At 32.6% G+C, this 13878-nt stretch carries 11 protein-coding genes; 2 read left to right on the top strand and 9 right to left on the bottom strand.

Annotated features, from left to right (window positions below):
- Positions 1 to 47: 47 nt before the first annotated feature.
- From KPL44_RS11280 to KPL44_RS11255, 6 genes are all read right to left on the bottom strand, one after another.
- On the bottom strand, positions 48 to 980 hold the full coding sequence (locus KPL44_RS11280) for an ABC transporter permease (protein ID WP_216249992.1): 933 nt from the start codon (positions 978 to 980) through the stop codon (positions 48 to 50).
- Positions 970 to 2100 carry an ABC transporter permease gene (locus KPL44_RS11275; protein WP_216106082.1) on the bottom strand — a complete coding sequence of 377 codons (1131 nt, stop codon included), beginning with the start codon at positions 2098 to 2100 and terminating at the stop codon, positions 970 to 972. The genes KPL44_RS11280 and KPL44_RS11275 overlap by 11 nt, the downstream gene beginning before the upstream one ends.
- Positions 2090 to 3625: an ABC transporter ATP-binding protein gene (locus tag KPL44_RS11270; RefSeq protein ID WP_216249989.1), complete on the bottom strand. Its 1536-nt coding sequence runs from the start codon at positions 3623 to 3625 to the stop codon at positions 2090 to 2092. The genes KPL44_RS11275 and KPL44_RS11270 overlap by 11 nt, the downstream gene beginning before the upstream one ends.
- Positions 3626 to 3736: 111 nt before the next feature.
- Positions 3737 to 4807, bottom strand: coding sequence for a BMP family ABC transporter substrate-binding protein (locus KPL44_RS11265; protein ID WP_216249985.1), 1071 nt, complete (start codon positions 4805 to 4807; stop codon positions 3737 to 3739).
- Positions 4808 to 4937: 130 nt separating this feature from the next.
- Entirely contained in the window at positions 4938 to 7019 is a 2082-nt protein-coding gene (locus KPL44_RS11260) for a methyl-accepting chemotaxis protein (RefSeq protein ID WP_216249982.1), read from the bottom strand.
- A 214-nt stretch (positions 7020 to 7233) separates the two neighbouring features.
- Positions 7234 to 7875: a hypothetical protein gene (locus KPL44_RS11255; protein WP_216249977.1), complete on the bottom strand. Its 642-nt coding sequence runs from the start codon at positions 7873 to 7875 to the stop codon at positions 7234 to 7236.
- A gap of 313 nt (positions 7876 to 8188) precedes the next feature.
- On the opposite strand from KPL44_RS11255, the gene KPL44_RS11250 reads away from it, so the two are divergent.
- Positions 8189 to 9295, top strand: a complete 1107-nt coding sequence (locus KPL44_RS11250) for a DUF362 domain-containing protein (RefSeq protein ID WP_216249975.1) — start codon at positions 8189 to 8191, stop codon at positions 9293 to 9295.
- 87 nt (positions 9296 to 9382) lie between these two features.
- Here KPL44_RS11250 and KPL44_RS11245 read toward each other — a convergent pair whose 3' ends face one another.
- From KPL44_RS11245 to KPL44_RS11235, 3 genes are all read right to left on the bottom strand, one after another.
- Complete coding sequence (locus KPL44_RS11245) at positions 9383 to 9850, bottom strand: chemotaxis protein CheX (protein WP_071612482.1); 468 nt, start codon at positions 9848 to 9850, stop codon at positions 9383 to 9385.
- Positions 9832 to 10707 (bottom strand): response regulator, encoded by an 876-nt coding sequence (locus tag KPL44_RS11240; protein ID WP_216249971.1) that lies wholly within the window; start codon positions 10705 to 10707, stop codon positions 9832 to 9834. The genes KPL44_RS11245 and KPL44_RS11240 overlap by 19 nt, the downstream gene beginning before the upstream one ends.
- Before the next feature lie 350 nt (positions 10708 to 11057).
- Complete coding sequence (locus KPL44_RS11235) at positions 11058 to 12221, bottom strand: hypothetical protein (protein WP_216249968.1); 1164 nt, start codon at positions 12219 to 12221, stop codon at positions 11058 to 11060.
- Positions 12222 to 12485: 264 nt separating this feature from the next.
- On the opposite strand from KPL44_RS11235, the gene brnQ reads away from it, so the two are divergent.
- A complete protein-coding gene (brnQ, locus tag KPL44_RS11230; protein WP_216249965.1) occupies positions 12486 to 13799 on the top strand; it encodes a branched-chain amino acid transport system II carrier protein in 1314 nt (437 codons plus the stop codon).
- Positions 13800 to 13878: the final 79 nt, after the last annotated feature.

Below are 13878 nucleotides of genomic sequence, written 5' to 3'. Positions count from 1 at the left end.
ATAAAATACCAGAGGGTCTAATTAACTTGTATAAATATGTCTCGTGATTATTTACCCTTATAATATGGTATACCATCAGCCTTAGGAGCTGTGGAGTTCCCAACAAAAGCGACTAATATAATCAAGGTTAAAACATAAGGTAACATTGATAGGATTGATGGTGGAATCTGGATTATCGATGTACTTCCACCAAGAATTACAACCAAAGCCTGAGCAAATCCAAAGAGGAGACATGCAGCCATTGTACCCTGTGGTTTCCATTTTCCAAAAATAACTGCGGCAAGAGCTATAAAACCTTGCCCCGATATAGTAGATTGTGTAAAACAGTTAACCACAGCCAAAGTCATTGCAGCTCCTCCAAATCCAGAAAGAATTCCCGATGCAAATACAGACAGGTACTTTACTTTATTTACATTTATTCCAAGAGTATCTGCAGCGGCTGGATTTTCACCTACTGATCTAATTCGAAGTCCAAAACTTGTCTTATATAACACAAACCACATAATAAAAACAAAAATGAAAACTATAGGTATAGTAAGTCTCACATTTAATGTTTTTAAAAGTAAGTTTGATGAGTTCGTTGCATAGTCACCAAATAAAGTTGGCATTAGATTCGGAACTGGTTTTGTCATTGTACTTCCTTCAAATAATTTTCTTCCAAGAAATAGTGCAATTCCTGGTCCAAGGAAGTTAATAGCAACACCTGATATAGTTTGATCTGCCCTAAAGGAAATACAAGCAACCGCATGTATTAAAGCAAGCAGTCCTCCTGCTAGTCCTCCAGCCAAAAAACCAAGCCATGGACTCGCCGTGAAATAACCCACCGTCGCTCCTGCAAATGCTCCAATTGTCATCATTCCCTCAATACCGATATTTACTACACCAGCATTCTCGGATATTACCCCTCCAAGACCAGCGAACATTAACGGTGCAGAATACATAAGCGTAATACTTAATGCTAGTAATATACTAGTGCCCATTTTTCACCCTCCTCTTCTTCATCTTTTCGGATATCATAGTAAACATAGAAGCTACCGCAACAAAGAACACAATAACACCAATCATTATATTAACTACCTCTGACGGTGCACCAAGGTTCATCTGTATTGTGCTTCCACCAAACTGAAGCCCCGATAAAAGAAGTGCCGTAAATATACATCCCACAGGTGAACTATTAGCCATAAGTGCCACAGTTATGCCGTTAAATCCATATCCTGGCGCAGATGCGAGAGTTACTAGTGCATGAGGAAGAGAACCTGCCATTTGGAGAGCACCTGCAAGTCCTGCAAGCCCACCAGCAATAAACATAGTCATAATAATATTTTTCTTAACGCCAATTCCAGCAAATTCAGCTGCATCTTTATTAAGTCCTACAGCTCTAACCTGGTATCCAAATGTTGTTTTATACAATACGAACCATATAAGTATTGCAACAGCTATAGCTATAATAATTCCATAATTTATATCGGTTGCAAGTAATATTGTGGATAGTGTTTGATGACTTGCTAAAAAAGCCTGACCATGTGGTGTTTCTTTCCAATTAACAAGTAAATTGGTCCAGGCATTGTGATTAATAGCAACAGAATATTGTGTATTTTTTATTCCGATTCCTGGTACTGATATTAGATAGTTATTAAAGTATAAGGCTATCCAGTTTAGCATAATTGTTGTTATAACTTCATGAATACCAAACTTTGCTTTAAGCAGTCCAGCAAAGGCTCCATACAACCCAGCAGCAAGAATAGCGACAAGCATTATTACGATTATATTTATACCTGGTGGCAAGTTGAGTTTGCTACCAATTATAACAGCTGCCATTGCTCCCACAAGGTATTGACCCTCAGCTCCGATATTGAAAAGTCCTGTCTTAAATGCAAAAGCAACACTAAGACCGGTTAGAATATTTGGCATTGTCAAAATCATAACCTGAACTATATTGAGTGGACTTGAGAAAATACTCGTAACCATCATAGAATAACAATCAAATGGATTATAACCAGCAAAGGCGAGTACAATTGCTCCCACTATAAACCCAAGTATTATAGCAAGAATTATTTTGGTGACCGCCTTATTTAGCAATTGAGCAATTTTATATTTCATTTTTCTTTTCCCCTCCTGCCATTAGAAGACCAATCAGCTTTTCGTCGACTTCACCTTGTAAAAATTCGGCTACTATCTGTCCATCATATAAAACACAAATTCTGTCAGCAACATTTATAATTTCATCAAGTTCAAAGGAAATAAGCAAAATTGAATGCCCACTATCACGATGTTTCACAAGCGTACTATGTACAAACTCTATAGCTCCTACATCAAGTCCCCTTGTTGGTTGAAATGCAATAAGAAGCAAAGGGTCATTAGAAAGTTCCCTTGCAATTACTACCTTTTGCTGATTACCACCAGACAATGCACTCACAGGTTTTGATGCACAATCTTCTGGTCTAATATCATACTTCTTAATAGAATCCTCGGTGAATTTATTTATTGCTTTATTATTTAAAATAAAGTGCTTTGAGAATTTAGACTTATTATATTTTTCAGTTATAAAATTATACTTCACCGGGAAATCAAGAATGAGCCCCCTCTTTTGTCTATCTTCATGTATGGTACAAATTCCGTGTTCAATGACATTATGTGGCGATGTATTTTGCAGTTCTATTCCATTTATAGAAATTTTTCCAGATTTCACTTTTTTAAGGCAAGTTATTGCTTCAACAAGCTCCTTTTGGCCATTACCATCAATGCCAGCAATACCAACTATTTCTCCTTTTCTAACTTCAAGAGAGAAATTTTTTACTCTTTCTATTTTTCTGCTATCTTCAACAATAAGATTATCTATTGTAAATACAACATCTTCAGGTTTAGCTTTTGTCTTTTTAACTTTTAAATTAACGTCCCTTCCCACCATCATGGAAGCGAGCTCCTGCTCAGTAGTATTTTTTACATCAACCGTATCTATATATTTCCCACGGCGAATGATCGTACAATACTGTGAGGATTTTCTTATTTCCTTTAGTTTATGAGTTATAATAATTATTGTTTTACCATCCTCGGTAAGATTATGCATGATCTTAATAAGCTCTTCTATTTCCTGAGGTGTTAAAACCGCAGTAGGCTCATCAAGAATAAGAATTTCTACGCCTCTATATAGCGCCTTTAAAATCTCAACCCTTTGCTGCATTCCCACAGATATATCCTCTATTTTCGCATCAGGATCAACATCAAGTCCATATATTTCGGATAATTTTTTAACCTCATTACGTGCTTTAGCAATATCCAAAATGCAGCCGGCCTTAACTACTTCTTTCCCAAGAATAATGTTCTCAATTACTGTAAACTTCCCCACAAGCTTAAAATGCTGGTGGACCATTCCAATTTTATGTTCTATTGCAACGTTTGGATTTTTCATTTCCACACTCTCGCCACTTATAAGTATTTGTCCACTATCGGGTGTATAAAGTCCATAAAGGATATTCATAAGAGTTGTCTTTCCAGCCCCATTTTCACCCAAAAGTGCATGTATACTTCCTTTAGTAATCTTAAGATCTATCGAGGAAAGCGCACAAAAATCATCAAAATATTTATAAATAGACTTCATTTCCACAGCATATTGTTGATCTTCCATGGTTTATTCTCCTTTTTTTATATCTTATATTAAATACACTAAATCATGAGTTTTCACAATTTAGTGTATTTAATTAAATCTATTCATTCTTTTTATGTTACTATTTAATAATTATTTTAATGTACTACTATAAGTAGCAAAGGTAGCTTTATCGTAAGGAGGAACAATTTTACCACTCACAACATCTGCAGAAACTTTCTTTGTTTTGTCAAGAACATCCTGTCCACACATTTTTATAGCTTGTGCTGTATATGGAACTCCAACCCCGTTATCCTTAAGACCATAACTAAGTGTCTTTCCCCCAACATTTACTCCATCTTTAACTTGCTTTGAAAGTGCTTCTGTCACGTTACTAACATTTTTTAATGATGAAGTAAGCATATTGTTTGGTGCAAGATATGCTTGATCCATATCAACGCCTATACAAAGCTTATTTTCACTCTTTGCCTCAGCGACCATACCCTGTCCAACATTTCCTGCAGCGGTAAATATAATATCTGCGCCTTTTGAATACATATTTTGAGAAATTGCCTTGCCAAGAGCTGAATCACTAAAGGAATTTGCATATTGTACATTAACAGTGATAGTTTTTTTAAGTTCTTTTGCACCATATGCAACGCCAGCTCTAAAACCATAATCAAATTGATCAATTACATTTCCCGTGATTCCACCAATAAATCCAACTTTGTTAGTTTTAGTCTTAAGTGCTGCAATATATCCAACAAGAAAAGATGATTCTTGTGCTTTAAATATAACACCAGTAACATTACTCTGATGTGGTGTCATTGCATCATCAATAACTGCAAATTTTACATTGGGATAAGCTTTTGCAGAAGCTTTTACTGCATCCTCCATTAAATAACCAATTCCCCACACAAGATCATACTTATTGCTAGCAAACTGGTTCAAATTAGACGGATAATTCGAGCTCTGGACTGATTCTAAATACTTAACTTGAGCACCTGGATTGTTTTTAGCAAATGACTGAAGTCCCTTCCATGATCCTTGATTAAAAGATTGATCATTAACGCCTCCTGTATCTGTAACCATTCCGTCTTTAAATGCCGCTTTTGTAGTTGTAGCTGGTTTGGTAGCAGATTTGTCTGAGCTTGAACACCCCGCAAATACCATAGCAATAACTGACATAGACATAACTAAACTAACTAATTTTTTACATTTCATAAATATCCCCCTCTAATAATATATTTCAATCTGACAAATTTAGAACTATTACAATTATATAACTATTATTGCTTTTTTGTACAGTAAAATTAGCAATTATAATAATATTTTTATGTAGAATTATCTTCTACTATAATCTAAAATTACTCATTAAACTTTGAAGTTCCACGGCCATTTGCGTTAAATTCTCAGCAGCATTAGCCACTTCTTTCATTAGTGCTGTCTGTTCCTCTGATGCTGCTACTACATTTTCAGCATTTTCTGAAGACTCAGTAGAAATCTTAGCCACATTCTCAATAGCTCCTAACATATTCTGCGATCCTGCACCTATTTCTTCTGTTACTGCAGACACATCTTGCATTTGAGAAGCTATATAATTTATATCCTCTAATATCGCTCCAAAAGACTTGCCTGCCTGGTTCACCATACTTATGCCATCCTTAACTGCAATTGTACCGTTATCCATAGCTTTAACAGCATTTACTATTTCCTTTTGGATCTCATTTATTAAGTTTGATATATTCCCAGCCGCTGATGCAGATTGCTCTGCCAATTTTCTAACTTCATCAGCTACTACCGCAAACCCCCTGCCCTGTTCACCAGCTCTTGCTGCTTCAATTGCTGCATTTAGTGCTAATAAATTTGTCTGACCAGCAATGGAAGTTATTAATGTTACTATACTTCCGATCTCTTTTGATTTATCTCCAAGTATTGACACGGCCTTTGAAGACATCGCAACTTTGTCGCTAATATTATTCATTTGCTTTATAGCTGAATATACTATGTCATTACCTTTTTCTGCTCTCTTAAATGACTCTAAAGAAATATTTGTCACTGCTTGTATATTGTTTGATATCTGTTCCATACCTGTAAATATTTCTTCTGCAATTTTTGTTGTATCATTAGTTATAGTAACCTGCTCCACACTACCAAGGGCTACATGTTGAATAGCTAGCGAAACCTGCTGTGCTGATTGTTGTGTTTGATCAGAACTTGCTGTAAGTTCCTCTGATGTTGCTACTACTTGCTCTAAACTTTCAGTAACTTTTTTAACTATTTCTCTTAAATTATTGGTCATTCTATTTAAATTGTTTCCCATTGATCCTAGTTCATTCTCAGTTCTAACATTTAATATCTGGGTCAAATCACCCTCTGCAATTGCATGTGAAAGGTCATTTACTTCTTTAATATTCTTAGTAAGATATCTACTAAATCCATTAACCGCAAATACCACTAATACACAAGTAATTAGAATAAGTATAATTATATTAAACAATAGTTTATTAATTGGAGAATAAAGTTCCTTTTGTGGAATTGATAACACTAAACTCCATCCGAGCTCTGGTATCTGTTTGTAATATACAAAATTTTTACCATTATCATCTTCATAATAAGATACGCCCTCTTTATTTTGTAAAATATCCTTTCCGAGTTTCGCTATGCTTGTATTTTTATCTTCCGTGATTTTACCTTTCATTGTTACTTCTCTAGCAATACCTGACAAATATGTTCCATCTTTTCCGAGTAACATTGCTTTTCCTGTCTGACCTACTTTAATGTTTTTAATGTTTTCTTGTATCGTGTTTAAGCTCATGTCAGCAGTTACTACACCTAGAAAATTTTCATTGTCATATATTGGTGCAGTAGTTGTTAGCATAGTCATTTTTAAATTATCATCGTAGTAAGGTTCCTTCCAAGCAATATTTTTTTCTGTATTTTTACCTATAATATACCAAGGTTGCGTGGGGTAATTATACTGCTGAGTAGCATAATCCTCAGTAACCTTTGACGTTCCTGTTTCTTTGTATGCATAAGGTCCAAAATATTTTATATCTTTCTTGTATTTATATGGCTCAAACCAAACCCCCACTCCCAATGTATCTTTATTAGTAGAGAGCACTTCCTTCTGAGTTCCTATAATTGTTGACTTGCTTAATTCCAATCTACTAGTTCCAATAACTTTAGCTAAATCAACTGCTATTTGACTATGCTTTTGCATATCTTTATCTATTAGATTAATGTTTTCTTGCAATTGATGTTCCATTCTATTTTGAATTTCTGTAGTTATGAGTTTTTTAGAAGTATAAATCGAAAAAACACCAATAATTGCTAATGATATTAAAACTACGGGTAAAATAGAAATAAGTATTAGGGTCTTAATGCTTTTAACCTTTGTAAAATTTATATTTTTTTTCATTGCAAATTTTGTCATGCCCTCACCCCTTGCATTCTTTTGAATTATTTTGTTATCTATATTATCGTTTAAGCTTATCTTATCTTTATATTAGTTTTAGAAAAGCTTTAATACGATTCGTTTTATTTTGAAATTCAGCATTGTTTTAATTAATTCCATTGTGATTAATTAAAATATATAAAAATAACCACTAAATTTTAAGTTTTAGTAGTTGTTTTCTTGCAATAGTTCTTTAATTTTTCATTTTATTAATTTCGTCTAACATTAGTATATTTAATTTATTTATTTCTTTTCTTTTTTCCAATTGTTCTTTAATTACTTTCTTTCTATATTCTAATTCAATTTGCTTAGTTTTAAGTTCTATTGAATTACAAAATTCATATATTTTTCTAAACTGTATTTTGGTTTGATCAAATTCTTCATCGAAATTAACTAAATCTTTGTTTTTATAAATCATCTTTAAAGACTCTAATTGATATCTTATTATTGTAGAAAATTGTATAAGGAGTTCATCTGCTTTTACTTTATAAAGATATAATAATAATTCTATGTAAATTCTATGAAGAGTACCCTTATCAAAAATATCTAAATCCACTCTACTATAACTTAATTTTTTTTTAGGCTTTAAGTTAAATAGTTTTCTTAAACAGTTGTTATAACCTTTTGTTATCCAAACCCCATATACTGGGTAACTGGTCTCTATATGCTTAAAGAATATATTTATTTCATCATTACTTACAAATAGTTTTATATCTTTATCTATGCTAGTTAATCTGATTTTATTTATCACTGTAAAAACTTCTCCATAACTTAAAAATAACTTTCCTTCTGTAGCCCCTCGTATATTTCCTATGCACATCCACATATCTGGCATTGATTAATCAACCCCTAAGTTTGTATTAGTTAATTATATTGTCTTCTATCCTATAACTTTTAATTATATCCAATAACTAAAATTAATAACTAAAAATTGTAAATATGATTTATCTTACTTACATAATTTATAAACAAAAAAAGCACGCACCTTTTGTATAGTATCTATCATAAAGGTGCATGTTTTCTTTTTGGGTAATATCATATATAATAAAGGTTAATAAGTAAGCATACTAGTAAAAACAAATCAATTAAAATACTAAAGCTATTCTTATTTAAGAATAAAAAGATATGAACCTTGGAGGTTATTAAACATGGAAAAATCGAAAGTATATTTTACTGATATGCATGCGACACTTAAAGAAAATTTGCAACAAAAATTGACCCGTCTAATTAAAACTGCTGGGATCGGTCAAATTGATTTTAATAAAAAATTTACGGCTATTAAGATTCATTTTGGAGAACCTGGAAATCTAGCCTACCTACGACCAAATTATGCTAAAACAATAGTAGATATTGTAAAGGAATTGGGTGGAAAACCATTTCTTACTGATTGCAATACTTTATATGTTGGTGGTCGTAAAAATGCACTTGACCATCTAGATTCCGCTTATGTTAATGGCTTTTCTCCATTCTCTACAGGCTGTCACATTATAATTGGAGATGGATTAAAAGGCACCGACGAAGTTTTAGTTCCTGTTGTAGGTGGTGAATATGTGAAAGAGGCAAAAATTGGTCATGCTATCATGGATGCAGATATATTTATTACTTTAACTCATTTTAAAGGACATGAAGCAGCTGGTATTGGTGGTACTCTTAAAAATGTAGGTATGGGTTGTGGATCTCGTGCAGGTAAGATGGAGATGCATAGTAGTGGAAAGCCATATATCTCACATGATGACTGTATAGGCTGTGGCCAATGTGCTAAAAACTGTGCCCACAATGCTATTACAGTAACGCAAAAAAAGGCTACTATTAATCATGATAAGTGTGTTGGCTGCGGTCGCTGTATTGGTGTCTGTCCTATGGATGCTGTTATTCCTGCATCAGATGAGTCAAATGATATTTTGAATAAAAAAATTGCCGAATACTCATGTGCAGTTCTAAATGGTCGCCCAAGCTTCCATATAAGTCTAGTCATTGATGTATCACCTTTCTGTGACTGTCACGGAGAGAACGATGTGCCAATTGTTCCAGATGTAGGTATGTTTGCTTCCTTTGATCCTGTTGCACTAGATGTTGCTTGCGCTGATGCTGTAAATGCACAACCTATTATACCCGGAAGTATTCTAGATAAAGATGGTAAAAAAAATCATGACCATTTCACTAATGTCAGCCCTGAAACTAATTGGAAAGTGGCAATTGACCATGCTGTAAAATTGAATTTAGGCAGTAATGAATATGAATTGATTACAATTTAAATTATATAACAACAAATCAAAAGAGAGCGAATTTAATATAATTTGCTCTCTTTTGATTATTATTTTTGCCATTTACAATATATACCTCTATATTGTATTCTTTTCTAAAGAAATATTAACTTCAATAATCATTCCATCTACGCTCATCTCAACGCAAAGAACTTTATCAGCATTACTACTTGCTGTAAAATCCCCCTCAATCAGGGTTGGTGTAGAGATATCTATATTTATATTATCCTTTGAAAAATTCATTGCAACATTTGCCGTTAACATATTAACAAGTTCTGAGATTGCACTTTGTGGCAACTCATCAAAGTTATCTACAGGCGCTCCCATCATCATTATTGAGGCAATTTTTTTTGCAGTGTCAACACTCATACCATAAATGATATTACCTTTAACATCTCCAATTATTCCAATAATAATCACAACGCCCTTGCTTTTTATATATTTACCTTTTACACTAATTCCATTTTTTTTAATATCATTTAACCCTAATTGTGGTAGTATTATGTTGAATGATTCTAAAACTGGATTTATATGATTGACATCCATTCCCCTTCACCTCTATTAAACCCTATATTTATAGTCAAATTTCCAAATTGAGATTTTACAATAGCAGAGAAGGTATTCTCTAGTTCTGCCTTTGATATATTTATTGACTCACCATGAAATATTGTTGGTGGTGCAACCCTTAGACCAAACAATTTGTTTTTCTTATTTATCATTGAGCACGCATTTCCTGCAAACATATTAGCTATTTCTGACATAACATTAAGCAACTCTTCACTACTTTTAGGATCTCTTTTTAATAATATTGTTGCAAGGCTCTTTGCCGTTTCATAGGCCATATCCAAAATTAGTCTACCTGAATATTTACCTGTAATCCCCATAACTATTGATATACCTTCACTATGTATAGCAATATTATCATTACTTTCATCTGTAATTTCTGGCACCGTCTTTGTAAGTTTATTGAAAATATTTAATAGAGCCTCTTTAAATACATCTGAATATAATTTCTCAAGCTCTAAATATAATTCTTCATCTGCCATAACTCTATTTATTAATAAGGATAATTCCTCTGAATCAACAGGTTTCTGAATATATCCACACACATGAGTTTTTTTGGCTTTTCTTACAAGTTCATCATCCATCATCGAACTAACAATTATAACTTTAATATCTTTATCAATTTTATGGATGGCTCTTGTGCATTCAAATCCATCTGTTCCTGGAAGAGTCATATCCATTGTTACTAGATCTGGTCTAACTCTTGTAACTTCCTCAATAACTTCTTCTAAAGATTTCGCCTCACCAACTACATCAAATCCACTTTCAGTGAGAACATCTGTTAATAATGCTATTTGGAAAGGTGAGTCGTCGACAATTAAAACTTTTACATCTTTCATAATTACATCTACCCCTTTAAACTATTTCTAATACTATAGTCATTATATTTTGTTTCAATTATCTTTTTATACTTATAGTGATTACTATCTGTATATTATAGTTATCGAACATATTAAAATTTTCTATATACCTATTTTTTTTTAGTAGTATACAATTGATAAATTATTGACCCTTCACATAACAAAAGCTCTCTTTACAGCGGACAGATTTTTTAATCTATCCACTTTAAAGAGAGCTTATTATTAAGATTCAGCTTTTTTATTTAAGCTATATTACATTCAACTCATTGTATTTTAATATATTATTTTGGGGATGTTTTTTTATAAATCCTACTAATATTACTAATAATTTAATTGCCCGTTGTACCACTTGTAGTTCCACCTGTTGTACCTGATGCAGGTGTAGTCTCCGTTGTTGATCCTGCATTAGGTGTAGTTTCAGTTTTTCCATCTGTCGATCCAGCTGTTGGTGTTCCGGTGGTTCCATCTTTTGATCCAGCCGCAGGTGTAGTTTCGGTTGTTCCATCTTTTGATCCAGCGGCAGGTGTAGTTCCTGCTGTTGATTGTTTTGTACCTGCAGTTCCAGTTGATTTTTTTGTTGCTGCTTTTGTACCTGTAGTTTCAGTTGTTTTGTCGACCGATTTTTTGGTACTTGTAGTTTCATTTGTTTTGTCTACAGATTTTTTTGTACTTTTAGTTCCAGTTGATTGTCCTGATGACTCTTTTTCAACTGTTGACTTTTGAGGAACAACAGTTTTTACAGTTGGAGTTGGTGTAGTTTCTGCAGTCATTTTAGAATAAACTTCCCCAGAAACCCCAGCAATCATAACTAAAATAATTGCTACAATAATTATTTTCTTTTTGTTCTTACTAAGCTTCTTGTTTTCAGGAAATACTTCTCTATTGCTTTTATTTATTATTTGTTCATCGCCTGTTACCTTACTCATAACTGTTGTAAAATCATCTTTATCAACAGAATGGACTTCCTCAGATTGTACTTCTTCAGATTTTTTCGTTTCCTTCGATATTAGGTGTTTTATATTCGTCGGTATATTTAGCAGTAACGCTAGTATTCCATTTTGTTCCCCAGAATATATTTCCTTAAAGTTTTCTGGTGATTTAATTACAATAACAGGTTTATTATGTTGATTTTCTAAATAAACTGTAACTGAAAACTCATCACCCTTACTTATAAAGGGGATATAAACCTCTAAAATGTTATCATTTATTGATGAATCAAATTTTAAACCTCTTGTTATTTTGGCATCTGTACTCCTTAACTTAGTTTGTGAGCCTATATTTATAGTTAACTCATGAATTGTCCTATTTGATGGATTCTTAACCGTAATAACATATCCACAATTTTCTTCGCTATCTGTAGTTGTATCTGTAGGTTTACCTTTTCGAATATTACATAATATTCTAGGTCCTAAGTTCTTATAATAATCAAGCAATAATCCTGATGCAAATGATATTAATATAGTTAGAATTGCCGTTTTAATAATACTTATCAATTAATTTTTCGCTCCTTTATTTTTACCATTTTTTTCAATTAAATAATTATATTTTTAATCTTCATTAAATTATAAAGCAGATAGATACTTGTGTCAAATTTAATAGTGCACATACCAATACTATTTGTGGTATAATACATCTATATAAAATTTAAGGTGCATAAAAGAGCCACCTTTTTAGTTAATAACCCCTACCTCTCCACAGCAATACACGACTAGATACATATTTTCTACATAAACATATTCATCAGGAGGTACATATAAATGAAGAGTTCAACAAAACATTCCCTAATTATAGGTTTTGCACTATTTGCAATGTTTTTTGGTGCTGGGAACCTAATTTTTCCACCATTCCTCGGAAAAGCAGCAGGAAGTGCTTATTTTACATCTATTACAGGCTTCCTTATTACAGGAGTTGGCCTTCCGTTAATTGGAATAATCGCTTGTGCTAAGATTAATGGTACTTACGAAAAAATGGCAAATAGAGTAGGTAAAAAATTTGCTGTAATAACAAGTGTAGCTTTAATTCTTGTTATAGGACCGTTACTTGCAATTCCAAGAACCGCTGCAACAACTTTTGAACTTGGAATACATCCTTTGTTTCCATCCGTATCACAAAACATAATAGTTATATTGTATTTTTTAGTAGCGCTTGCATTTGTACTTAAACCTTCTTCAATAATTGATAACGTTGGTAAAATACTTACACCAGCACTTTTATTAATGCTCGCTATAATTATATTTAAAGGAATAATAGACCCTATTGGACCAATTGTAAATACATCTTACAAAAATGGATTTTCAAAAGCTTTAATAGAAGGTTATCAAACAATGGATGTTATGGCTTCTGTTATATTTGCAGGAATAATTATTTCATCTGTTAAAGCCAAAGGTTATAAAAATGCAAAAGATATAATGAAGATGACAATAAAATCAGCAATAGTCGCCGTAACAGGTTTAGCCTTTGTATATGGTGGACTTATGTATCTTGGGACGCAGTCAAGTACTTTGTTTCCAAAAAATATAGCAAGAACTAGTCTAGTTACAGGGCTTGTTAAGTTAGACCTTGGAAGTATTGGTTCAGTTGTTCTTAGTTTATGTGTTGCACTCGCATGCTTAACAACTGCTATAGGATTACTTGCAAGTGGAGCTGAATTCTTTGCTAATCTTTCAAAAAACAAATTATCTTACAAAACCGCTGCTATTATTATGGCTGTAGTAAGTGGATTAATAGCTACAAACGACGTTGATAGTATAGTTACATTTGCAGGTCCTGTTTTACAAATTTTATACCCAATTGTAATTGTTCTAATAGTCATTACATTGCTTGGTGATAAAGTTAAAAATAATAAAGTCGTTGCTATAACTATATACACAACACTAATTATAAGTATTTTAGACACCATAAATGCTGCATATGCTGGTAGCATTGGATTCATTAAATTTATCCCTCTAGCTAGTGCAGGATTTTCATGGCTTATACCTACTTTACTAGCTTTTGTAATCTCCAACCTATCAATAAAATCAAAACAAGATGCTATAAATGAAGATGATACTAACTCAGTATTGGAATCATAATATATACTGCAAATTATTAATATTTAGATAAAATAGAGTTATTGGATAGACATTTATCCAATAACTCTATTTTTATCTA

The sequence above is a fragment of the Clostridium sp. DSM 17811 genome (genome assembly GCF_018861905.1).
Lineage (GTDB): Bacteria > Bacillota > Clostridia > Clostridiales > Clostridiaceae > Clostridium_AD > Clostridium_AD frigoriphilum.
The sequence above is the reverse complement of the archived record's forward strand: the minus strand, read 5'-3'. Positions and strand labels throughout refer to the sequence as shown.

Bases quoted from the DNA above. Each gene is read 5' to 3' on its own strand.
- KPL44_RS11250 (WP_216249975.1), top strand. From the start codon at position 8,189: ATGGAAAAATCGAAAGTATATTTTACTGATATGCATGCGACACTTAAA.
- KPL44_RS11265 (WP_216249985.1), bottom strand. From the start codon at position 4,807: ATGAAATGTAAAAAATTAGTTAGTTTAGTTATGTCTATGTCAGTTATT.
- brnQ (WP_216249965.1), top strand. From the start codon at position 12,486: ATGAAGAGTTCAACAAAACATTCCCTAATTATAGGTTTTGCACTATTT.
- KPL44_RS11260 (WP_216249982.1), bottom strand. From the start codon at position 7,019: ATGACAAAATTTGCAATGAAAAAAAATATAAATTTTACAAAGGTTAAA.
- KPL44_RS11275 (WP_216106082.1), bottom strand. From the start codon at position 2,100: ATGAAATATAAAATTGCTCAATTGCTAAATAAGGCGGTCACCAAAATA.
- KPL44_RS11280 (WP_216249992.1), bottom strand. From the start codon at position 980: ATGGGCACTAGTATATTACTAGCATTAAGTATTACGCTTATGTATTCT.
- KPL44_RS11245 (WP_071612482.1), bottom strand. From the start codon at position 9,850: ATGGATGTCAATCATATAAATCCAGTTTTAGAATCATTCAACATAATA.
- KPL44_RS11255 (WP_216249977.1), bottom strand. From the start codon at position 7,875: ATGCCAGATATGTGGATGTGCATAGGAAATATACGAGGGGCTACAGAA.
- KPL44_RS11240 (WP_216249971.1), bottom strand. From the start codon at position 10,707: ATGAAAGATGTAAAAGTTTTAATTGTCGACGACTCACCTTTCCAAATA.
- KPL44_RS11270 (WP_216249989.1), bottom strand. From the start codon at position 3,625: ATGGAAGATCAACAATATGCTGTGGAAATGAAGTCTATTTATAAATAT.